Annotated in this window: 25 protein-coding genes; 8 read left to right on the forward strand and 17 right to left on the reverse strand. The window is 42.1% G+C overall.

Annotated elements, in window-relative coordinates; all coding sequences use genetic code 11:
• Positions 1-54 precede the first annotated feature (54 nt).
• A complete protein-coding gene (locus tag NSQ70_RS13445) occupies positions 55-903 on the reverse strand; it encodes an MBL fold metallo-hydrolase (RefSeq protein WP_035391091.1) in 849 nt (282 codons plus the stop codon).
• Positions 904-1,019: 116 nt separating this feature from the next.
• Positions 1,020-1,661 (reverse strand): tRNA (guanosine(46)-N7)-methyltransferase TrmB, encoded by a 642-nt coding sequence (trmB, locus tag NSQ70_RS13450; protein WP_039168409.1) that lies wholly within the window; start codon positions 1,659-1,661, stop codon positions 1,020-1,022.
• 189 nt (positions 1,662-1,850) lie between these two features.
• Between trmB and NSQ70_RS13455 the strand changes: the two genes are divergently transcribed.
• Complete coding sequence (locus NSQ70_RS13455) at positions 1,851-2,126, forward strand: YtzH-like family protein (RefSeq protein ID WP_024719286.1); 276 nt, start codon at positions 1,851-1,853, stop codon at positions 2,124-2,126.
• Here NSQ70_RS13455 and NSQ70_RS13460 read toward each other — a convergent pair.
• The 4 genes from NSQ70_RS13460 to thpR form a co-directional block, all read right to left on the reverse strand.
• The gene (locus NSQ70_RS13460) at positions 2,123-2,923 is read right to left on the reverse strand and encodes a phosphotransferase family protein (protein WP_025207816.1); all 801 of its coding nucleotides are present in this window, start codon (positions 2,921-2,923) and stop codon (positions 2,123-2,125) included. The two genes, NSQ70_RS13455 and NSQ70_RS13460, sit on opposite strands and share 4 nt — an antisense overlap.
• Before the next feature lie 284 nt (positions 2,924-3,207).
• Positions 3,208-4,137 carry a YegS/Rv2252/BmrU family lipid kinase gene (locus NSQ70_RS13465; protein WP_007501831.1) on the reverse strand — a complete coding sequence of 310 codons (930 nt, stop codon included), beginning with the start codon at positions 4,135-4,137 and terminating at the stop codon, positions 3,208-3,210.
• Positions 4,138-4,184: 47 nt separating this feature from the next.
• On the reverse strand, positions 4,185-5,120 hold the full coding sequence (locus NSQ70_RS13470; RefSeq protein ID WP_144680017.1) for a hypothetical protein: 936 nt from the start codon (positions 5,118-5,120) through the stop codon (positions 4,185-4,187).
• 25 nt (positions 5,121-5,145) lie between these two features.
• Complete coding sequence (thpR, locus tag NSQ70_RS13475; RefSeq protein WP_024719290.1) at positions 5,146-5,697, reverse strand: RNA 2',3'-cyclic phosphodiesterase; 552 nt, start codon at positions 5,695-5,697, stop codon at positions 5,146-5,148.
• A 90-nt stretch (positions 5,698-5,787) separates the two neighbouring features.
• Between thpR and cysK the strand changes: the two genes are divergently transcribed.
• The gene (gene cysK, locus NSQ70_RS13480; protein ID WP_161630746.1) at positions 5,788-6,720 is read left to right on the forward strand and encodes a cysteine synthase A; all 933 of its coding nucleotides are present in this window, start codon (positions 5,788-5,790) and stop codon (positions 6,718-6,720) included.
• 219 nt (positions 6,721-6,939) lie between these two features.
• Here cysK and NSQ70_RS13485 read toward each other — a convergent pair whose 3' ends face one another.
• Both NSQ70_RS13485 and pepV read right to left on the reverse strand, forming a co-directional pair.
• Positions 6,940-7,557: a Type 1 glutamine amidotransferase-like domain-containing protein gene (locus NSQ70_RS13485; RefSeq protein WP_024719292.1), complete on the reverse strand. Its 618-nt coding sequence runs from the start codon at positions 7,555-7,557 to the stop codon at positions 6,940-6,942.
• 28 nt (positions 7,558-7,585) lie between these two features.
• Entirely contained in the window at positions 7,586-8,986 is a 1,401-nt protein-coding gene (gene pepV, locus NSQ70_RS13490) for a dipeptidase PepV (protein ID WP_138278891.1), read from the reverse strand.
• 94 nt (positions 8,987-9,080) lie between these two features.
• Here pepV and NSQ70_RS13495 point away from each other — a divergent pair, with 94 nt between their 5' ends.
• Together NSQ70_RS13495 and NSQ70_RS13500 are read left to right on the forward strand one after the other, a co-directional pair.
• Positions 9,081-10,379: an NCS2 family permease gene (locus tag NSQ70_RS13495; protein WP_017358329.1), complete on the forward strand. Its 1,299-nt coding sequence runs from the start codon at positions 9,081-9,083 to the stop codon at positions 10,377-10,379.
• Positions 10,380-10,748: 369 nt separating this feature from the next.
• Positions 10,749-10,970 (forward strand): DeoR family transcriptional regulator, encoded by a 222-nt coding sequence (locus tag NSQ70_RS13500; protein WP_008356419.1) that lies wholly within the window; start codon positions 10,749-10,751, stop codon positions 10,968-10,970.
• 270 nt (positions 10,971-11,240) lie between these two features.
• Here NSQ70_RS13500 and NSQ70_RS13505 read toward each other — a convergent pair whose 3' ends face one another.
• Together NSQ70_RS13505 and NSQ70_RS13510 are read right to left on the reverse strand one after the other, a co-directional pair.
• A complete protein-coding gene (locus NSQ70_RS13505; RefSeq protein WP_138278893.1) occupies positions 11,241-11,957 on the reverse strand; it encodes a pseudouridine synthase in 717 nt (238 codons plus the stop codon).
• Between the two features lie 16 nt (positions 11,958-11,973).
• Complete coding sequence (locus NSQ70_RS13510) at positions 11,974-13,596, reverse strand: polysaccharide biosynthesis protein (RefSeq protein ID WP_017358331.1); 1,623 nt, start codon at positions 13,594-13,596, stop codon at positions 11,974-11,976.
• Between the two features lie 175 nt (positions 13,597-13,771).
• On the opposite strand from NSQ70_RS13510, the gene NSQ70_RS13515 reads away from it, so the two are divergent.
• From NSQ70_RS13515 to NSQ70_RS13530, 4 genes are all read left to right on the forward strand, one after another.
• A complete protein-coding gene (locus NSQ70_RS13515) occupies positions 13,772-15,043 on the forward strand; it encodes an NAD(P)/FAD-dependent oxidoreductase (protein WP_073415770.1) in 1,272 nt (423 codons plus the stop codon).
• Positions 15,040-15,237, forward strand: a complete 198-nt coding sequence (locus NSQ70_RS13520) for a hypothetical protein (protein ID WP_056705471.1) — start codon at positions 15,040-15,042, stop codon at positions 15,235-15,237. The genes NSQ70_RS13515 and NSQ70_RS13520 overlap by 4 nt, the downstream gene beginning before the upstream one ends.
• Before the next feature lie 140 nt (positions 15,238-15,377).
• The gene (locus NSQ70_RS13525; RefSeq protein WP_041093413.1) at positions 15,378-16,910 is read left to right on the forward strand and encodes a BCCT family transporter; all 1,533 of its coding nucleotides are present in this window, start codon (positions 15,378-15,380) and stop codon (positions 16,908-16,910) included.
• Between the two features lie 133 nt (positions 16,911-17,043).
• Positions 17,044-17,568 (forward strand): CbrC family protein, encoded by a 525-nt coding sequence (locus NSQ70_RS13530; RefSeq protein ID WP_017358334.1) that lies wholly within the window; start codon positions 17,044-17,046, stop codon positions 17,566-17,568.
• Between the two features lie 31 nt (positions 17,569-17,599).
• On the opposite strand, the gene NSQ70_RS13535 is transcribed toward NSQ70_RS13530, so the two are convergent.
• From NSQ70_RS13535 to NSQ70_RS13565, 7 genes are all read right to left on the reverse strand, one after another.
• Entirely contained in the window at positions 17,600-17,782 is a 183-nt protein-coding gene (locus NSQ70_RS13535) for a sporulation protein Cse60 (protein WP_003217582.1), read from the reverse strand.
• A 102-nt stretch (positions 17,783-17,884) separates the two neighbouring features.
• Complete coding sequence (locus tag NSQ70_RS13540) at positions 17,885-18,196, reverse strand: rhodanese-like domain-containing protein (RefSeq protein WP_017358336.1); 312 nt, start codon at positions 18,194-18,196, stop codon at positions 17,885-17,887.
• A gap of 54 nt (positions 18,197-18,250) precedes the next feature.
• Positions 18,251-18,934 (reverse strand): YesL family protein, encoded by a 684-nt coding sequence (locus NSQ70_RS13545; RefSeq protein WP_035391076.1) that lies wholly within the window; start codon positions 18,932-18,934, stop codon positions 18,251-18,253.
• A 24-nt stretch (positions 18,935-18,958) separates the two neighbouring features.
• Positions 18,959-20,248: a Gfo/Idh/MocA family oxidoreductase gene (locus NSQ70_RS13550; RefSeq protein WP_268355858.1), complete on the reverse strand. Its 1,290-nt coding sequence runs from the start codon at positions 20,246-20,248 to the stop codon at positions 18,959-18,961.
• An 18-nt stretch (positions 20,249-20,266) separates the two neighbouring features.
• On the reverse strand, positions 20,267-20,791 hold the full coding sequence (locus NSQ70_RS13555) for a hypothetical protein (protein WP_047945265.1): 525 nt from the start codon (positions 20,789-20,791) through the stop codon (positions 20,267-20,269).
• The gene (locus tag NSQ70_RS13560) at positions 20,788-21,900 is read right to left on the reverse strand and encodes a glycoside hydrolase family 105 protein (RefSeq protein ID WP_039168377.1); all 1,113 of its coding nucleotides are present in this window, start codon (positions 21,898-21,900) and stop codon (positions 20,788-20,790) included. Before NSQ70_RS13560 ends, NSQ70_RS13555 begins: the two co-directional genes overlap by 4 nt.
• A gap of 18 nt (positions 21,901-21,918) precedes the next feature.
• On the reverse strand, positions 21,919-22,884 hold the full coding sequence (locus NSQ70_RS13565) for a sugar ABC transporter permease (RefSeq protein WP_008343019.1): 966 nt from the start codon (positions 22,882-22,884) through the stop codon (positions 21,919-21,921).
• Positions 22,885-22,974: the final 90 nt, after the last annotated feature.

Genomic DNA, 22,974 nt, shown 5'->3' on the forward strand with positions numbered 1-22,974 from the left:
AGTTCATTTTGTCGTTATTTTGTGTGAAAGGTGAAAAAACATACAGATGATCTTTTATCTTCCGGTTTCTCTTTTGACCTCATGGGTCATTGCCCCGTCTTCATCCCACTTTACAGCACGGTAGATGGCATCATGATAAAACAAGTACCATGCATTGTTTTCTTCGGCAAATGCCTGCCATTTTTGCTTCGCCGGGATCGAGGTCATTGGATAATCATCGTATGCCAAGACCCAAAGCGGATTTTTATGAGCGTGTGTCGGCATGATATCCGCTAAATGAATAGCTGTTTCTCCCTGACTTGTGAGCGTTAAGATGCTATGCCCATTGCTATGTCCACCTGTATGATGCAGGCGAATGCCTTCTGTTACTTCGATGCTATCTTCAAATGTCATGACTTGATCGGCAACAGGCTCCCAGTTTTCTTTCCAATATGTATTTCTTGAGCGGATGTTCGGCGCTCTCATTTCGTCCCATTCAATTTTGGACGTGATGATTTTTGCCTGCTGAAAAACAGACACGAGCTCATCGCCTTCACGTTTTGTCAGCCCGCTTGCATGATCAAAATGCAAATGAGTCATTAAGACGTAATCTATATCAGATGGGCGCAAACCGAGAGCCGCAAGTGATTCTTCTATTTTCGTTTCCTCTGTGACGCCATAATTGCGTTTTTGTTTCTCTGTCAGCTTCCCTGACCCGATGCCGGAATCTACTAACAGATGAAGACCGTTCCACCGTATGAGCATTGGATCACACCGTAATTCAATTTGATTTCGATCATTCACAGGGTATTTTTTTGACCATAATGGCTTTGGCACCACGCCAAACATGGCACCGCCATCCATGTGTGTATCTCCCCCATTTAACCAGAACAGTTCCATTTCACCTATTTTCATTGTCTCCATTGCTGTCATCCCTCCTTTTTCTATCGTAGCAAATACAAAGGAAAATCGCATGTGCTAATCTTTTTATCAAAAAAAGCTGACCGCAATCGTTCGTTGCAGCCAGCTTTGTTCGCTTGTTATTCAGGGAATTTCACTTCTGATCGATAGATCGGTTGTCCCATGGAAGAGAATTTCTCTTCATATTCTGTCATGACATTTCCTTCGAGACCATCCTCATGTAAATCAAGGCTCACATATGTTAAAAGGAGTCCGTAAGACGAAAAGCTTTTCAAGGAATATTCAAATAGTCCGCGGTTATCGGTTTTGAAATGTAATTCACCGCCTGGACGGAGGATCTGTTCATATCGCTTTAAAAAGGCTTTAAACGTCAACCTACGTTTTTCATGCCTTGATTTTGGCCACGGATCAGAGAAGTTCAAATACACCCGGTCAATCTCATTTTCCGCAAAGACATCTGTCAGTGTCTCTGCGTTGATGTTTAGAAGCTTTACGTTTTCTACATCTGTTTCTTTGATTTTATCGACTGCCGTCACAATGACACTTTTAAATAATTCAATGCCGATATAGTTCAACTCAGGATGAAGCTTGCCCATTCCGGCAATAAAACTCCCTTTTCCTGTACCGACTTCGATATGGATTGGATGATCATTTCCAAACAGCTCATGCCATTTCCCTTTGTATTGTTCAGGGTTGGCTAAAGCAATATGAGCATTTTCAGCTAAGTAATCATCCGCCCATGGTTTATGTCGCATTCTCAATTTGATACACCTCTATTTTCTTTACATTTTATCAAGATACCATGAAACATAAAGAGCCGCAAGACAGCATCTTATCCGCACATATGAAAAAGACCAGCTGCTAATTGGGCTGGTCTGCTTCATGTATAAAATCAAAGCTGAATGCACAGTTTAACCACATAAATGACACGCCCTGAAAGGAGCATACGTATGGGATTAAACCGCCAACATCAGCTTCAATTAATCAAAGATATTTTAACTGATCACCAGCTGGATTGCTGCGGGACTGTTGCAGAATATGAACAGGTGGGACGCGTGATTCAATTAATGCTGGCAAAAGAAGATTTGGATGCTGACGTTCGTCAGCTGCTAACAGATATTTATGATTACAGCCAAAAAGGTACCTCTGTCAGTTCAATTGATGCACATATCGAAGCGCATCAATCGCATCTATCTGACTGGGTCGAGAACATTCCACTGTCTTAATGGATGTTTAACCGTTTTAAGAGTGCATGTAGCTCGGCTTGCACTTCTTTTTGCGCCTTTTCATTTCCTTTTCTTTTATGCCAAACGACAAACGAGACGGTTTCAGCCAGCACATACCATGCCATGCGTTTTCGCAAGTTGTCGGTCAGCGGAGCACCATACATAGAGAGCCAGCTTTCCCAGTTCTCTTCTTCAACATAATGGTATAAGAGCGGTCCAAGATCAATCGCTGGATCCGCAATCATTGCCCCGTCCCAATCAATTAAATAGAGCTGGTTTTCATCTGTCAGCAGCCAATTATTATGGTTGAGGTCACAATGGCATACGACCTTATCCTCGAAATGAACTGCCTCCACATGTTTCTCTAAATACTGGATGGCGCGCGTGATATCATGTGAGTCAATCTGCTCTTTTAAGATCGATGCCTTGAGATGCATCAAGATCGATGCCGGGTCAAGCGAGTGCTTTTCTAATCGTTTCAGCATATCGAGCAGCTCTTTTGATGTATGAATTTTTCTTAGCTGCTCCGCTACAGGACGGTCATTCATGTCCTTTGGCTTCAGCTCTCTGCCGCTCAGCCAATGCTGCGCAGTAATGACATCCCCATTTTCCATCCGTTTTGTCCAGACAAGCTTCGGCACAATGCCTTCAGCTGACAAAACCGCAAGAAACGGTGACGTATTGCGTTTTAAAAATAGCTTTTGGTCATTGTGTGTTGCGAAGTACGCATCTCCCGTAGCGCCTCCAGCAGGAGAGATGTGCCATTCGCTACCTAATATTTGTCCCAACCAGTTCATATCAATTTTCAACCCATCATTTCTTAAAATATTTTAAATCATGCTTTTTTAGTCGACAAAATTCAGCCGATTGAGATCAATTGGCTGTTTATTTTTTATTTATATGATCATAAAAACAAAAAGGACAGCTATTGAGAATGAGATGCTAAACAATAGCCGTCCTATAGATTTTATCGCTACCTTCTTATACTCGTCAAGCAAAACTAGAAAAACAGGACAAGAACCTTATGAAAAGGGAAGTCTTTTTTCATGTTTCTTTTGCTCGTGCGCACACTGGCTGCTTCTTAGCCACGTAATTTTAACGATCGCTCACTAGCCTTAACAAACACTGGAGTGGCGCCAATCACTTCTCCATCAGCGTGAAATAGGATTTTTTCATCTGCCTCCAAGTAGGCTTCTTCATGCTGAAAAAGGGTGACTCCCTCCATTACAAGGTGCTTTTTAAAAACCATTGCACTTAAAAATAAGAGGACTTTCAATGGATTCAAATCCGTGACAACGATTGTTTGAAATCCTGATTGCCTCGCACTTGCTTCCGGCGCTGCTTCCAGCCCACCTCCATAATATGGGTGATTACATACGATCACAAACCACACTTGGCGAAAAACTTTTCTCTCATTTTCAATAAAAAGAGCAAGGTCAAACGGTTTGAAAGACCATAACGAATGTAGAAAGGACAGCGGATAGATGATAAATCCGAGTTTGAGTCGGTTGAGCCACTTTTTCCCTCTAAAATGGACCGTTCTCTTCAAGACATGCGCATCAAAACCAACACCAATATGATTGAGAAAAAGAACAGATTGCGGACTTTCTGCATGATCTTGAAAGGAACCGAGAGAAAATGTTTTCGTCAGCATCCTCTTTTGTTTTCTCACTTCTTTGATCACATCATGACGCTGGATGCCCAGCCCCTTCGCAGCATCATTCCAATGACCTGCTGGGACAAAGCTTAGCTGCACATGATCAATTTCTTTTAAACCATTCAGTACTTCATGAAATGTGCCGTCACCGCCAATGACGATCAGCCGTTTCAATCTGTCGTCTTGCATAGCGCTAATTTGTCTCGCCAAAACTTCGGCATGTCCTTCATGCTGGGTAAGAAACGATCTGTATGAGATCTCTACCTTTTGTAATTCTTTCTCTATGCTTCTCCAAGTGCGGAGTCCTTTTCCTTGTCCTGCTGCTGGATTGACAATAAAGTACCATTCATTCATATATTAGCTCCACTCAGGTCTCATTTTTTGGTGACCTTGATATGCCTTTAATCGAGCCATTCCTGCCTTCTTTTGCTGTCTGATTCACCATAAGCAAGCAATGCCTTTGTCGCTTTGAATTGCTGGTGCTTTGTCGGCGCCGTGTTTTTCCGCTGCTTGTCAAACCAATCCTCCGCTTTCTTCTTATCGACAACCTCCATCCCGAATGGAACTTCGGGCAAATCAATATACGAGGTGCGGCTGATGAGGATTTTTTTCACAGGAAGCTCTACACCACTTTGCTGTAAAATTTTTGACACAACAGTTCCAGAGCGAAGAAGGCTTGCACAAGGGTTTAAAACGGATTGAACAGATTTTCCCGTCGCCCGCTTTTCCCAAAAACGTTCCTTCGATCCAATATATACGCTGTCTGGCTCTGCTTCTAAGAAAGATAAACAGATGACTTCAAGCGGTGTAATGAGCACTGGACACAATTCCATCTCAGCTTTTTGAATGAGCAGCACCGGCTTGTACATCACAAAATAAGAATCTGGCAGCTGCCTTGCAAGCATCCGCAGCTTTTCATCATAGCGAATGTGATGGGAGACAGTTGAAATATGAGAGATCGTCGAGCTGGCCCATTTTAACTGAACATCGTAAAGATGATCTTTAAAAAAGTGAATCAGCTTCGTTTCATCGGTAGGAACGTTTGTAAAGACACCTTGTTCTATATCTGTTGGCTCGTTAAAAAGACTCAGGTCCCGTTCCTTTTTCATATCGGCTTCTTTTTGCTTTCTTTTTAAGGAGAATTTCTTTCTCTTTTCTTCCTCTTGTTCAGGTGCTTGCTCGATGGCTTGGTCAGCCTGCTTTTGCACCTGCTCTTTGGAAGCCTTTTTTAACTCGTCCCATCTTTGTTTTTTCAACCGAATAAACTGATTGATGTAATGATGCGGGTCTTGTTCATATCGTGATATATAATCTTGGATTTTAATAATTTGCGCCATCTGCTGCTCACTCCAACCTCTAGAATCATTTATGTAGTGTAAATTGTTTGATCGCGTGATAACGCGGGGTTTCTTTTAGACGGATTTCAAATAAAGCGATACTAGAAACCTCCATCGAATATGGTTCTTTCCGTAAGGGTGCTTGTTCTATATAGGACTGTTCCCTATTCCATTTGCGCGCAATCGTCATATGTGGATGAAAGGGTCTCTTTTCGACAGGATGACCTGCTGTCAAAACGGCTGCTTTCACCTTTTCTCTTAGATCCATCAAAGGCTTACTTTCACTAGGCTTTGCAAAAAAGACTCTCGGCCGCTCCTTTTGGCCAAATATCCCTACTTCATTCAGCTTCAGCGGGAAAGCAGACACCTCAGGAGACAGCTGTGCAAGTAGCTCAGATATCTTATTTAAACGGTCCTCTGGAATCGCACCTAAAAACACAAGGGTGACATGATAATCAATGGGTGCTGTCCATTTTTGAAAGGAAAGTCCGCTCCTCTTGTCTATATCCGCTTTCATTTGATACGCGAGTTGTTCAGGGATTGGAATCCCGATAAAATAATGACGGCTTTCGGCCATATTTTCACCTGTCCTTTTTAACAAACTTTACGAATCCCCATTGATGATAGTATAACTAAAGTAATGCGGAATGAGAAGAAAGGGTGTCACATGATGAAGGTTGCACAAAATATAGCTGAATTAATAGGTCATACACCACTTGTAAAATTACAGCGCCTTCAGCCAGAACATGGCGCTGCTATTTATTTAAAACTGGAATCATTTAATCCTAGCGGAAGTGTAAAAGATCGGGCTGCTTACAATATGATCCTTGAGGCAGAAAAACAAGGAAAGCTCACAAAAGGCGCGACGATTATTGAGCCAACAAGCGGGAATACAGGAATTGGCTTAGCGATGAACGCTGCTGCAAGAGGCTACAAAGCCATTCTGATCATGCCTGATACGATGACCCAAGAAAGAATCAATATTTTAAAGGCATACGGCGCACAGGTCGTCTTAACCCCGGGGGAGGAAAAAATGCCAGGCTGTATTCGCAAGGCAGAAGAATTAGCTGCTCAAATTCCTAACAGCTTTATTCCCATGCAATTTGACAATGGTGCGAACCCCGATGCTCATAGAGGGACAACGGCTGTAGAAATTATTGATGCAGTGCAACAGATTGGGCAGCCGCTTGCCGCTTTTGTCGCAACTGCTGGAACTGGCGGAACCATTACAGGCACTGGAGAGGAACTCAAAAAAGCATTCCCGGAATTGACGATACATGTGGCAGAGCCAAAGGGGTCACCTGTTTTATCAGGCGGGAAACCTGGCAAACATAAGCTTGTTGGCACAAGTCCAGGATTTATCCCACATATTTTAAACGAACAGGTGTATGATGAGATTGTGCAAGTGAGTGATGAAGATGCTTACGACATCACACGAAAGCTCGCCCGTCTTGAAGGTATTTTAGTCGGTCCATCATCTGGCGCAGCATGCTATGCAGCCATTGAAGCAGCCAAGCAAATGCCAAAGGATCACATTGTCATTTGTATGACAGCAGACACGGGTGAACGCTATTTATCAAGTGATGTGTTTCAAGATTAAAAAAGGAACAGGGCATATGCTCCTGTTCCTTTCAGATTGTTGACAAAGGGCTAAAATGAACTTTATTTTAGCCCTTTGTCTTCTTTTCAGCGTGATAGAAAACCTTTGCAGCCCTAGGAAGGACGAGTACTGGCGCGGAGCGAATTTGACATTCGTGAGCACCAGAGCGCAGGACTGACAAAGAATGCGAGGGTTTGTCTACACGCTGAAAGGAACAACTCAGACCGTCTTGACCTCAGTCTGTTCGCCTGTCACAAGTAAAACTTGTTCATCAGTGAGCGGGCATAAAGAGAGCGTATTTTGATCTTTCTCTATGATATGCTGCGCGGCTTCACCTAAATAAGGATTGTTTATATGCGGTACCGGATAGCTGCTGATCTCATTGAATCCTTCAAAGGAAGATAACTCTAGCGCTTTCTCCTGATCATCCATCAGTGAGATGTATTCAATGCTTGGCGCCATGATAATACTCCCCGCGGATTCTCCGATATACAGCTTGCCTTTGCCGATCTCTTCTTTCAATACACGATCGAGCCCGTGCTTTCTTAATTCTTGCAGCAAATAAAAGGTATTGCCGCCAGATACATACATGACATCATTCTTTCCAATGATCTGTGTGATCTCCTGAACCGTTTGCCCGGTCAGCTGAACAGTCTCTACACGCATTTCTAATTGATGAAAGGCTTCTTTTGCTGCATCGACATAGTGCGTGACTTCTTCCACTTCACTGGCTGCCGGAATGAATGTCACACTTTTTCCTTTTAAGGTGTCGCCTGCAAAGTCAGACAAGAGAGAATAGCTGTCTTTGAATGAAGAGCATAAGAACATTTTTTTCACGGTGAATCCCCTCTTCTCTTTTTCTTTCTTACTTCGCCAATTCATACATGGCTTGTGCATATAGCGCAGTTGCTCGTAGTAAATCATCGATTTCGATATATTCATCCTTTTGGTGTGCGCAATCAGGTCTTCCAGGGAATAGAGGGCCAAAGGCAACGCCTGCTTCTAATGACCTTGCATACGTTCCTCCCCCAATCGCAATAAGATGGGCAGGATCTCCTGTTTGTTCTTCGTAGACACGCTGTAATGTTTTCACAAGTGGATGGTCTTTTGAGACGTGATGAGGAGGACTGTCATCAAATTTCTCAATCGCTGCCCCTTTTATTCGTTCAATTCCTTTTTTGACTTCCTCACCGTCCGCTGTTACGGGATAGCGGACATTCAGCCCAAGCTTCGCTTCTTCGTTTTGCGAATAGCGGATTGTGCCAACATTCAAGGTCAAGTCACCACTAATATCATCTTTACAAGCGATGCCGAGTTTTTGTCCTCTTGTGTCTTGATCAAATAAAGCATTTATTTGTGATGTAAAAGCGAGCCCTCTTTCATCTAATTCATGCGCACATAAGAAATTAGCCATATGAATGCCCGCATTTGTGCCATTCGCCGGCTCCATTGCATGAACTGATACACCTTTTAATGTGAATGTCAGTCCATCTGCTGTATGGTTTGTCTCACCGGTTAACTGATTTTCCGCAAGATAGGCTGCAAAAGCCGTTTTTAATGCTTCAGCATCGTGATCATTTGCTGCTGCCACAATCGCGCGAGCCTCATCTGGGACCATATTAAGACGCATGCCTGATGTGAATTGCTTGAGGATGTAACGCTTGTTTTCTTCTGATTGTTCGTATGTAAAGGATACGATGGCATCTATGATCCCTTTTTCAGCATGAATAATTGGAAAATCAGCATCTGGCGCAAATCCAATTTGCGGCATCGCCTCATGCTTGAAATAGTGATCGACGCATCGCCAATCGCTTTCTTCATCTGTGCCAATGATGATTCGAATCTTTTTCGACAGCGGTAGACCGGCATCTTTTAACATTTTCAATGCGTAAAACGCCGCCATGGTCGGCCCTTTATCATCAATGGCTCCTCTTGCAAAGATTTTATTTTCTCTTATGTCCGCTGAAAATGGTGGGGTTGTCCAGTCGTCACCCGTAGGCACGACATCCACATGGCATAGCACACCGACGATGTCTTCGCCTTCTCCATATTCAATATGACCAGCATAACCATCAACATTTTTCACTTTGAAGCCCTCGTCCTGCCCTTTTTTGAGCATATACTGAAGAGCCTCATCCACTTTTTCACCGAACGGTTTTCCTGCTGTGCCGCCTTCTTCATCCAAGACACTTTCAATTTGTAAAAAAGATTGTGTATCCTGAATCAAACTGTCTTTTTTTCGTATGACTTCTGCTTCCCAATTCATTTTTCCATTCCTCCTTGAAAAAAGGTTGCAATCCACCCTTAAAACGAATATTATATTAATTGTTTTGTAATAATGTTCGTAAATGGAGGATTTTATGTTTCAGTTAAAAGAGAACCAAACCAACATAAAGAAAGAATTACTCGCTGGTATGACGACATTCTTTACGATGGTATATATTGTAGCCGTCAATCCAGGAATCCTTTCAGATGCAGGCATTCCTTTTGACCAAGTCTTTACTGCAACCATTATCGCTGCTGTTGTCGGTACCCTCTGGATGGCACTCTTTGCAAACTATCCGATTGCCATTGCACCAGGTATGGGGCTGAATGTCTATTTCACCGTCACTGTTGTCGGTGGTGGAGGTCTCAGCTATCAAACAGCATTTAGTGCGGTATTTGTTGCTGGAATACTCTTTATTATTTTATCGTTAACATCCCTTAGAAAACAACTCATTGAGGCGATTCCAGATAATTTAAAGTACGGAATTACAGCAGGTATCGGATTATTTATTGCATTCATTGGGCTAAGACAGTCTGGAATCATCACTGCTGATCCACAAAATCTTGTGAAGCTTGGCAATTTAAGCTCACCTGTTGTCATTTTGACACTCGTTGGTTTAATGATTTCTGTAATATTAATGGTTCTTCAAGTGAATGGAGCGCTGTTTATCGGCATGTTAGCAACCACATTAATTGCACTTGCAACAGGCCAGCTGCATTTTCCTAAAGTGCTAGTGGATACCCCAGCACTGCCTGAAGGAATGCTGATTACAAATCCATTCGCTGCGTTTGGCGATGTATTTTCCCATCACTTGTATGCTGTTGTCTTCTCCTTTTTACTTGTGACGATTTTTGACACAACAGGAACAATGATCGGGGTTGCGGAACAAGCAGGTTTAATGAAAAATGGTCAGCTCCCAAAAGTACGCAGAGCCTTACTTGCTGACTCTGCTGCGACGACAATTGGCTCAATGTTTGGAACAAGCCCAACCACAGCTTACATTGAATCTTCATCAGGAGTGGCTGCTGGCGGAAGAACTGGACTGACCTCTTTAACCGTTGCTGCATTGTTTATTGTGGCTTTGTTTTTTGGTCCGCTCGTTCAAGCCATTTCGTCTTTGCCGTCCATCACTTCACCTGTCTTAATCATTGTCGGCTGTTTGATGATGAATTCAGTGTCACGTATTCGCTGGAATGAGCTTGACGAAGCATTTCCTGCTTTTCTTGTGATTCTTTCCATGCCGCTGACATCAAGCATCTCTACAGGAATTTCACTAGGATTTATTTCATATCCACTTGTGAAGCTGGCAAAAGGAAAATGGAAAGAAGTGCATATTCTTGTGCTCATTTTTGCCGTCTTATTTTTCGTGCAGCTCTTTTTCTTAGAAGGATAACCAAAATAAAAAGACACATTTCTCATTTGAATGTGTCTTTTTTGTATGAATGATTTTTTATTTTGTAAATTTTCTGTGTTTATTTTTTACTCTTTCTTAAGTGGCAATTTTCTTTATACACCTTGTGTTTATTGGGTTGTAACCGGATTCAAATCATGATATATACCATAATTTCATTCATGAAGACAAGTTTAAAAACACGTAAAGTTGACTTTTTGGTGGAACTAGATGCATAATAACGTGTATAATAGAATAAAACATTAAGAAACACGAACATTTACCATTGTTGCATGTCCTTATGTCGCAGTTTTAGTGTAGTAAGTTGTGGTTAGTCAAGTCCATCCGATCTTATTGATAGGGAGTGGTTTTTTGAAACCTTCAACAAACCGTATGATGACTCGAATAAAATCAGTTTATATGTTCATTCAAGAGAAAGGTCTTGTGACGACACAAGAGCTGGTTGATGAATTCGGGATCACACCTAGAACCATCCAAAGAGACTTAAACGTGCTTGCCTATAACGATCTTGTTCATAGTCCAAGCAGAGGCAAATGGGAAACAACGAGAAAAAAAGTAAAAATATCATCATAAGCGAATAATGAACTTCCATATAACAAAAAGAACCGGCGATATGCCGGTTCTTTTCATTTTGCTGACAAAGGGCTAAAATGAACTTGATTTTAGCCCTTTGTCTTCTTTTCAGCGTGATAGAAAACCTTTGCAGTCTAGGAAGGACGAGTACTGGCGCGGAGCGAATGTGACATTCGTGAGCACCAGCACGCAGGACTGACAACGAATGCGAGGGTTTGTCTACACGCTGAAAGAACCGGCAAAATGCCGGTTCTTTTCATTTGCTCTATATTAATCACGATTGATTAAACTGTCTAACTCTTCCTCCGTCAATTCACGATATTCTCCTGGCGCCAAATCTTCGTCTAATGAAACAGCTCCCATCGAGAGTCGTTTTAAAAAGATCACTTCATTGCCCACTGCTTGTGCCATCAGCTTCACTTGATGGTACTTCCCTTCAGTAATCGTTAAACGGATTCGTGTATCTGCCTCTTGGTTGGCATCTACTTCAACCTTCGCTGGCTTCGTTCGGTAGTCGTCTAAAATCACAACTCCCTCTTCAAGACGAGTGATGTCTTGATCTCCAAGCGGGTATTTTAGATGAACTTCATACGTTTTCGGGACATGCTTTTTCGGAGATAACAATTGATGAGCAAGCTGGCCGTCATTTGTAAGGAGGAGGAGACCGACTGTATCCTTATCCAGTCTCCCCACAGGGAATGGCTCCCTTGCAATATCCTCTGGCTCTAGTAAATCAACAACCGTCTCATCTCGCAGATCCTCCGTTGCTGAAATGACACCGTCTGGCTTGTTCATCATGAGATAAATGAATTCTTTATACTCTACACGCTCTCCATGCACGAGCACTTCATCATTTTTTGGATCGACATGATCTTTCACCTGCTTCGCCACTTCTCCATTCACTGTGACAGCCCGGGCCTTGACCAGCTTCTTTACATCTTTCCTTGAACCAAAGCCGGTATTGGCTAGCAATTTATCAAGCCTCATGCTTCTCCACCTCTTCTTAACTCTTTTTTCTTAAAAATGATGGCATCCGGCTGCCAAGTACACGCTCTAACAATCCAACTTTATAAGATAAGAACATATACACACCGCCGCCAGTGATCATTGAAATCAAAATAACAATACCCGCTTGTATGATTCCGCCTTCATATGAAATGACTTGACTCACAAGCTGACATGTCACATAAGCCACTACAGCCATGATTGCCGTTAAAATACCAATTAAAATAAACCGTTTGAAAATCCTGCGGAACGAATAGCCTGCATGGCGCTTGATCATGATGAACATATACAAAATCGAGGCACTGTAGCCTAATGCCGTTGCAAGCACAGAACCGTTTCCTTGCAACCAGCTAATCAGCGGGATATTGAGAACCGTTTTAATGATAATCCCTAACAAAAGACTGACGATCGCAAATTTTTGTTTGTTAATCCCTTGTAAAATCGCTGCGTTAATGGTGAATAAAGAAAACAGTAACGCAACAGGTGCATACCAAAACAAAATAGAAGTCCCAATCTCAGGATGCACAGACGGATAGAAAAACCAATAAACTGGTCCAGCCAATGCCGAAATACCAAATGAAGCAGGCAGAACGAAGAATAAAATGACCTGCATCGTTTGATCAATTTGTCGATTCAGCAGCTTGTAATTTCGCGCTGTAAAGGATTCCGTTATGGTAGGAATCAATGTTAAACCAAATGCAGTTGCAAGTGACACAGGAATCATGACAAGCTTCGGTAAATATAACGTCACAATAGACAGAACCGCTGTACTAATATCCTGATGTCCTGATGCAATCATCGCTCTGTTAATTGTATTTGTATCAATATAAGAATAAATCGGAATGGCAAGCCCAACAAACACATAGGGTGCTGCATAACTGAACAGCTCTGTAAACATTTGCTTATAAGATAATCCAGAATAGTCCCCTGTATTCGGCTGCATTGCCAAAAGCCGATCTTTCCGCTTCAGCCAATATAAATAAAGCGTAAATAGACCGCCAAACGCACCAATGAGTGCGGCAAATGTGGCATAACCAACCGCAATAACAAGACCGCCGTCAAGCACTTTTAAAATGATAAACGTCGCTGTTAATAGGAAGATGATTCTGACAAGTTGTTCGATGACTTGGGAAACAGCTGTCGGGCCCATCATCGAGTGTCCTTGGAAAAACCCTCGCACAAGACTCATAATGGGTACAACCAATAGACCCAAACTGACCATCCGAATCACATAAACCACTTGATCGACCGTCAAACCGCCCGTTTCATTCGATCCTCCAAGCTGAATCTTGGCAAAGATCGGTGCGGTCAAATATAAAATAGAAAAGGCGATAATACCGGTGACAAGCATGACCGACATACCCGCCCTGAACATTTTTCTTGTTGTCTCATAATCGCCAATTGCATTATATTTAGAGACGAATTTCGATACCGCTGTTGGAAAACCGAGCGTAGCAATACTTAAAAAGATCGTATACTGATTGTATCCATATTGGAATAGCGCACCACCAGTCGCTCCGACCATTGCGCTAAATGGAATTAAGTAAATCATACCAAGAATACGAGAGAGATAAGTCCCTATCGTTAAAACCAACGTACCACGAAGCAGTTTATTAGACATGCGCTTAACCACCATTTTTCTAATGAATATTCAACTTAACTATTTTAACACATCATTTCATCGCACAGGTAACAAATCCAATACAGAAGTCACAAAACCAATCAATTCATATTTCAGCCTTCCCCAATCTTCGTTATAATAGAGAAATGACTGAAAGTAGAAAGAGGAATGTAACATGAAACATTATGATGTCATTGTCATTGGCGGTGGACCTTCTGGACTGATGGCCGCGATTGCATCGGCAGAACACGGTGCATCGGTTCTGTTAATTGACAAAGGAAACAAACTTGGCAGAAAGCTCGCCATTTCTGGCGGTGGACGCTGCAATGTGACCAATCGCCTTCCAGTAGAAGAAATCATCAAGCATATTCCCGGAAACGGCCGTTTTCTATATAGTGCATTTTCTGAGTTCAATAACGAGGATATTATTTCGTTCTTTGAAAATCTAGGTATTGAACTAAAAGAAGAAGACCATGGACGTATGTTCCCTGTCTCAAACAAAGCACAATCTGTTGTGGATGCCCTATTAGATAGGCTCCGCGTGCTCAATGTGACCATTCGAACGAATGAAAAGATTAAAACCGTTCTGTATCAAGACGGACAAGCAGCTGGAATTGTTACAAATAATGATGAAAAAATTTCAAGTCATGCCGTTGTCATTGCTGTTGGCGGGAAAAGTGTGCCGCATACAGGCTCTACTGGCGATGGCTATGCATGGGCAGAAGCCGCTGGTCATACCATTACAGAGCTCTTCCCAACCGAAGTACCCGTCACGTCAGACGAGCGTTTTATTAAGGACAAAGTGCTTCAAGGTCTTTCATTAAGAAGTGTGGCCGTGAGTGTTTTAAATAAAAAAGGAAAACCCGTCGTCACTCATGTCATGGATATGATCTTTACACACTTTGGCTTATCAGGTCCTGCCGTTCTGAGATGCAGCGGATTTGTTGTGAAGGAACTGAAAAAGCAACAGGCCGTCCGTCTTCAAATTGACTTATACCCAAAGCTCAATGACGAGGAGCTTTTCCAAAAACTTCATCGTGATTTAAAAGATGAACCAAAAAAAGCCATTAAAAATGTCCTGAAATCTTGGATGCAAGAGCGCTATTTATTGTTCCTTTTAGAACGAAATGGCATTGATCCGCAGGAGACATTTTCTGGTCTCGCTAAAGATAAACTGCGCGCTTTTGCTCATGATTGTAAGCATTTCATCGTCCATGCAAATGGGACGCTTTCTTTAGATAAAGCCTTTGTTACAGGTGGCGGCGTTTCTGTCAAAGAAATTGAACCGAAGAAAATGGCATCCAAAAAAATGGCCGGTCTTTATTTCTGCGGAGAAATTTTAGATATTCACGGTTACACAGGCGGTTACAATATTACGTCAGCACTTGTGACAGGCAGGTTAGCTGGCATGAATGCCGCACTAGAAGTAAAGGAGAGATTTCAATGATTAGACGCGCACTTCCGATTGTCCTTGCAGTTGTCATTAGTTTGACAGCCGCTTTCTTTATGAAGCTGTCCATTACCCCGTTAAAAGTCGCCATTATTTTAGCGTTTACGATTTTCGCAGTTTGTTTAAAAGAATATGTCTACCGTCTGCGCAAACGAATTGAAGAAAAGTCATCTTCACATATCGATGGTTGATAAATGGAAGCAAAACATGTTACGGTAAAATAGAGGTCGAGTGAGAAACTCGCCTCTTTTTGTTTGAAAATAGTTGAGACAGGGGATATTAAACAAAATCCTCTGCTTAAACGTGTAGAACAACAGGAGAGTGAGATGGTGTGAAAAACGTATCAAGTGTATTTTGGATTGTGATTGCTATCACATTTATTGCCGTTCTATGGGGAGCCTTTTCTCCAGAATCACTGCAAAATGTGACAGATCAAATTCAAACATACATTACAAATGACTTTGGCTGGTATTATTTATTAGTCGTATCACTGCTTGTCGGCTTTTGCCTATTCTTTATCTTTAGCCCTATCGGAAAAATTACATTAGGTAAGCCAGGTGAAGAGCCTGAATTTGGTCTTTTTTCTTGGTTTGCGATGCTATTTAGTGCTGGAATGGGCATTGGACTTGTTTTTTACGGAGCAGCTGAACCGATCAGTCATTATGCGATTCAATCACCAACGGGTGACACTGAAACTGCACAAGCCTTCCGTGATTCCCTTCGTTATACTTTTTTCCACTGGGGACTTCATGCATGGGCGATCTATGCCATTGTTGCGCTTTGCATTGCATACTTTAAATTTAGAAAAGATGCGCCTGGCTTAATCAGTGCAACACTGCAGCCAGTTTTAGGAGATAAAACGCACGGATGGATCGGAAAAACCATCGATTGTATTGCTGTGTTTGCGACAGTTGTTGGTGTTGCAACGAGCTTAGGATTAGGCGCAGCACAAATCAATGGCGGATTGGATTATCTATTTAACATTCCAAATGCCTTTAGCACACAATTGATTATTATCATCATTGTGACGGTGCTCTTCCTTGCATCTGCTCTTAGCGGTATTGGTAAAGGGATTAAATATTTAAGTAATATCAACATGGTATTAGCAGCTGTTCTGATGTTTTTCTTACTTTTGGTAGGTCCAACAGTTTATATTTTAAATTCATTTACTGACTCTATTGGACAATACTTATCCAACATCGTTCAAATGAGCTTTCGCTTATCTCCAAATGACCCTGAAAAGAGAGAATGGATTAACGGATGGACGATCTTTTATTGGGCATGGTGGATCTCTTGGGCACCATTTGTCGGGATCTTTATTGCACGTGTATCACGTGGACGAACCATTCGAGAGTTTTTAGTTGGTGTATTAGTTGCTCCATCTATCCTTGTATTTCTTTGGTTCTCTATTTTCGGTGTTTCTGCGATGGACTTACAGCAAAAGAATATTGTCGATGTTGCAGGCCTTTCTACGGAAACCATGCTTTTTGGTGTACTAAATGAATATCCGCTGGCAATGATCACATCGATTCTAGCTCTTATTTTAATTGCGGTATTCTTTATCACATCAGCAGACTCAGCTACATTCGTTCTCGGAATGCAGACAACCTATGGATCATTAAATCCATCCAATAGTGTAAAGATCAGCTGGGGTATTATCCAGTCAGCAGTTGCGGCAGTGCTCTTATTTTCAGGCGGTCTTGAAGCCTTGCAAAACACAGCCAAACTTGCTGCTTTACCGTTCTCTGTTGTCATCATTTTAATGATTGTATCTCTGTACAAATCATTAAATGAAGAACGAAGAGCGATTAAACAAGCAAATAAGTACAATAAACCAAGAAGTCCAAGAGTAAAAAAAGCATAATCATCACAAGAGAAAAGTCGTTCCTCATCCGAACGGCTTTTTTTCTCGTTGAAATAATTGAAGATTGTCATGACATCGCGTATTCCGATAAAATAGTGTTGAATCATCACTTTTCTACATAATGGAGGTTTATATGACGTTACCTACGTTCAAGTACAACCCAGACCCAGTTTCATTACATGTAATTAAAAAAGAGCAGACGATATGCCCCGTTTGTGAGAAAGAACGAGATTATGTATATCATGGTCCTTTTTATTCTGTTGAAGACGTTTCTGGCATTTGTCCTTGGTGCATTAAAGATGGATCAGCAGCTCAAACATATAATGGAATGTTTCAAGACGATGTGAGTTGTGATGACGTCGATCATGAAGAATATATAGATGAACTGATCTACAGAACGCCGGGTTACCGCGGATGGCAGCAGGAATATTGGTTAAGCCATTGCGGGGATTTTTGCGCGATTGTGCAGTATGTTGGATGGAAAGAAATTGAGCATTTAGAGGAAGAACTCTCAGAGGATATTGAAGAGATTTGCAGTGGTGGACATTTCACAAAAGAGAACCTGAAACAATGGCTCGTGAACGGAGGAGACTTGCAAGGCTACCTCTTTCAATGCGTTCACTGCAAAAAGCATCGTTTACATATTGACGCTAGTTGATCATGGCAAAAGGACCCTTCAGCAGGTCCTTTTATTTTTTATATAAAATGAGCGCTGAAAAACAGTAGAGCTGCTCTCCTCCTTGCTCACAGATCACCGCCACATTGTATTTGATATCAATAATTTGGTCGTCGTCCATTCCTTTTAAAAAAAGATTGATTTCGCTTTGCAAATCTTTCTCGTGTTCTTCATCAAATACAGCTACCTTCAGCACATATGCCACTCTCCCTTCTCTTGCTACTCTATTTTTATGCAAATAGAGACGGACATATGAACAAAAAAAAGCCTTCCATCTTGTCGATGAAAGGACTTCTTTTTACAGCTTCGGTTTTGTTTCTCCTGTCCATGCAAGCATGCCGCCAACGACATTGGTTGCTTGATAGCCTTGGTCTTCTAAGAAATAGCAGACATTCTCACTGCGTTTACCAGAACGGCAAATAATATAATACTCTTGCGTCTTATCAAACGCATCTAGCTTCTCAGGAATATCGCCCATTCGAATATGGACTGCCTCTGGAATCATGCCTTCTGCTACCTCTTCATCCTCACGCACATCGACGAGTTGAATGGCTTCTTCTTGCTCTAGCTTTTGCTTTAATTCTTCTATTGAAATTTCTTTTACTGACACGACTCTCATCTCTCCTTTTATTCACGGTGACACCATTATAGCAAATCATACACATCACTGCGTATTCACCCGCTTGGATTGAAGGAAAGACGGGAATCGTTTCTTCACATCAACTGCCGGCTGCTCACTTTCAAACTCTATCTTTTTAAACACTTGATAGGCTAGCCACATGTGGCCATATGCGAGAATGCTGATGCTAAAAAACGGCACGATCCCTGGCAAATAAGCAAATAGGATAAAGAGAACAGCCGAGAAAACGAGCATAGAGAGCGTATATTGCAAATACGAGATGCCAAGCAGAAGGGAAAATTTCAAATAAAGACGCTTTTTCCACTCATAATGAGCCAGCAGCGGAAAGATATAAAACAAGCTGACAATAAACAGAAAACCAAAGATATAGATCGCAAAGCGAAGCACGTGTAAAAACCAACTCGTTGGATAAATATAAGCAAGGTCTACATAAATAATTGTCCCGATGATGACCAGCACCACTCCAATGACATTAGAGCGTACAAATTCTTCGCGGTATACTTTCCAAAAGGTTTGAAAGACGCTGACTTGCTCATGCCCTTGTATCCACTTTCTCATCACAGAAAATAACGCTGTTGTTGCAGGCATGAAGCCAAAAATTCCAAGCCCAAGTAAAGTGAACAAAAGCCATAACAAATTCGTATAGGCAAGTCTCATCACCCACTCACACATGCGCAACATTCTGCTCATTGATCCATCATGATCCATCTCTCTTCCCTCCTCTCTTTCTCGTTACACCGTCTCTTTTTGAAACAATTCTTCTATTTCAATCGGACGTTTTTCTGCAACTGAGCGCCACATGCCTTCGCCAAGTGCAATGGAATAAGCCCCCGCCTCTGCTCCTGCCGAAATGTCATAAGGAATGAGCGGATCTTTTCCTAAAAATAAATCTGCTAATAATAGCGGATCTCCGCCTCCATGACCACCTGATTGTTTCACAACTTCAATCGTTTCTTTTCCACCAAACATCGGGTAGTATGCAATTGTCTGTTCAGGGAATTGAAAAGGGATTCTCGATGGCACATGAAACTCATTTGTTTCAATCCGTCCCTTCGTCCCGTTAATCGCAAGCCGGTAGCCTTCATATGGCGCTGAAAATTGAATCGAATAACTTAACAAAGCCCCCTGATCATAAGCCACTGACGCCACATATGTATCCTCAATATCAATTTCCCGATCAAAAATACAAGCATCCGGGCGATAATTTGAGTATTGCTTTGACTGCTGCTCACCTGATTCAATATGGTCATCCTCCACCTTTGTGCGCTCTACCCGCGGATTCCACCTTGCTTCATAATGACAGGTATCTCTTACATGACAGGTTCCACAATATCGATTCTCTTCACCCTGCAAAGGATTCCAAGGACTTTCATCCCCATAATAATTCAGTGCGCCATAGGCAAATACTTGCTTCGGCTTTTGATCAATCCACCAGTTGACCAAGTCAAAGTGATGGGTCGATTTATGAATAGACAGACCGCCTGAATATTGACGCGAGCGGTTCCACCTTTTAAAATAACTGGCTCCGTGATACGTATCAATGAGCCAGCTTAACTCAACAGACGTGACCCTTCCAATCTTTCCATCTAAAATGAGCTCTTTTATCTTTCGATGGAATGGATTGTAGCGATAATTAAAGGTGACGGTGACCTTCCCTTTGCTTTCTGCCTCTTTTTCCATCACCTGTTTGGCGTCTTTTGCTGTTGTGACCATCGGCTTTTCCGTTATGACATCCAGATCATGATCCAGTGCCTGCAGGATATATGTGACATGTGTATCATCACGCCCCGCCACAATGACGATATCTGGTCTTGCTTCCTTCACCATCTGACCAAATGCATCCTCATGAAAAAATGAGACGCCCCTTAGTGATGGAAAACGCTCCTGACAAAGTGTATATCGCTTCTCATCTACATCTAAGAGTCCTGTAATCCTGTAATGCTCGTTGAAATCCTCGGTGAGCGGTTTGATAAACATATTGAAAGCACGGTGACTGAGCCCGCAAACAGCGACCCTTTTCACATTCCCCCACCCCTTTTTCTATTGGTTTTCACGAAGCTGCTTCATGAGAGACAGTGCCTCTTTAGATTTCTCCGCATACACAGGAATGAAGGCGACCATATCTCGGTGTAATCGAAAGGTATAGCCATTTAGCTGCTTTGTTCCTTTCTTGATTTGGACCGCATAATCGACTGTATTTCCCGTCTTTGCATCTTCCACCGTATATGGTCCTGCCCCTTCGCCATCTATCCGCATCTCTTCAAGCAGCTGAAAGCTTTCAGGATCATCATACGTTCTAAACATTTCTTCTGGGACAAACATTACGTCCCCCTCTTTTGCAGTAATTTCAACAAGAAGTTTTTCAGGAATTGCAGGGAAGATGTGAACGTCGTATGTCTCTTGATTTGGTTGAAAAGCTTTCTCCACTAATTGGTCTTTCATTGCTTTTGACATGTCAGAAAAAATAAGGACATCAATCCCCTCTGTTTTCCCCTGACAGGCGGACAAATAAAAGGCAGCGATGAAGCTGAGGAGCCATGCCGCAGCCCTTTGATGCCGCCTCATACCTTTTGAAACACAGACAGCTTTTCTAGTTCAGTTAACGCCATAATAAAAGCGCCTGCTCCATGCAAATCATTCGTGCTCCGCTCTCTACCAACGTAATAATCATAAAATCCCGCAGATGTTCCAATACAAATATCGTTCACCGTAAAATCGCCGTTGTCTTTTTCCTCCGTTTTATACTGAATCAACCCTTGATACGCTTTGACCACGTGATCAACATATCGAAGACTGACATATCCTTCATTCATGGCTTTTGCCATCGCATATATGAATAGACATGACCCTGAGCTTTCAAGCCAATTGTCGCTATGACTTCCTTTATCAATGATTTGATGCCATAGACCCGTTTCGTCGTCCTGATATTTTGCCACACTTTCCAGCATATCTGTCAGTGTGTCCTTCCACACTTTTCGTCCTTCATGTCCTTCTGGTAAATCTTCGATCATATCGGCTAACGCAAGGACATACCAGCCAAAGGATCTTGCCCAAAATTCTGGGGAACAGCCCGTCTGTTGATCAGCCCATGGCATCACTTTCCGTTCATCCCATGCGTGATAGTAAAGGCCCGTTTTTTCATCTTTGGTATGCTTTCTCATGAGATGCTCTTGATGGATGACCATGTCCACCAGCTCCGATTCTCCTGTCAACTGGGCATACTTTAAAGCAAAAGGCCCACCCATATAAAGACCATCTAGCCACATTTGATAGGCATAATTGTCTTTATGCCAAAAACCGCCCTCAGACGTGCGATTCAGCGTCCGGTAAAGCCCCCGAAGCTTTTCTGCTGCCTTCACATACCGCTTCTCTCCCGTTCTTTCAATCAGCGGGAATAAAATGAGCCCTGCTTGAATGGCATCAAGCTCGTCTCTGCGGAATAATAGATTCCCATGGTCATCAATGAGTGAGTCAGCATAATTTTTCACATAATCAAAGTACGCCTCGTTTTCTGTTGCTTCGTAAAGCTTCATCACTCCGCAAAGGAAAACTCCTTGATGATAGTGCCACCTTCCAGCTGGCGGAAGTTCAATCGGTGTATACGCTTTCATTATTGTTTGTGCTAATTTCTCTGCATGCTCAAGCGGTGATCCCTTTTCAATCGATAATGTCATTGGTCTTCATCTCCCCTTTTAATAAATCCCTTCTTCTCCAAACTTCTTCGCTAAACGGTTCGCCATCATAACCAAAATAAGTCCAACGGCTGCTTTAAATAAACCAACAGCGGTACTATAGCTGAATTGTCCTTGCTTCAGACCAGCTGTATACACATACGTATCAAAAATCTCTGCGACTTCCCTGTTGGTCGCATTGAGTAATAAATAGACATGTTCAAATCCAAGCTCTAATGTATCACCGATTTTTAAAATGAGTAGTACAACAATGACACTTTTAATCGCAGGAAGGGTGATGTGCCACATTTGTCTGAGTCTGCCGGCTCCATCCATTTTTGCTGCTTCATATAGCTGCGGATCTACTGCTGTAATCGCCGCAAGATAAATAATGGTTGACCAACCCGCTTCTCTCCAGATTACCTGCAAAATGTACATGGGTCTAAACCATTCTTGACTAAGAAGGAAGTTAATCTTTTCTCCTCCGAAGAAAGCAATCAATTCATTGATTAACCCGCCATCTACCGTTAACAAAACAAAAGATAAGGACACGACAATCACCCATGACATGAAGTGAGGAATATAAATCATTGTCTGAACAAATTTCTTAAACAGTGCCAATCTGACCTCGTTTAAAAGAAGGGCTAATAAGATTGGAATCGGAAAGAAAATCACGACATTCATGGCAAATAAAATGAGCGTATTTTTTAATAAGATGAAAAATGTTGGTTCTGTAAATAAGCGAATAAAGTGTTTGAAGCCAACCCACTCACTGCCAAGAATTCCGAGAAACGGCTGGTAATCTTGAAAGGCAATGATCAGCCCCCACATAGGGACATATTTAAAGACAAGAAAATAAAGGAGCCCTGGCAAAATCATTAAATACAGAAATTTTTGACTAAGTAATTGGTTAAGTAAGCGCTTTCTCTTTTCTTTTTTCAAAGCTGCCGCAGGCACACCCTTGGCAGTGACATCCTGTGTTTTCACAGATAAAGCCTCCCCTCATGCTGATGCATGTGTTAACTGTATCTTAAGGATGAAAAATCCGTCTACAATCATATCATCAGATCATATTTA

This window comes from Bacillus sp. FSL R5-0397, from assembly GCF_038593395.1.
Lineage (GTDB): Bacteria > Bacillota > Bacilli > Bacillales > Bacillaceae > Bacillus > Bacillus altitudinis.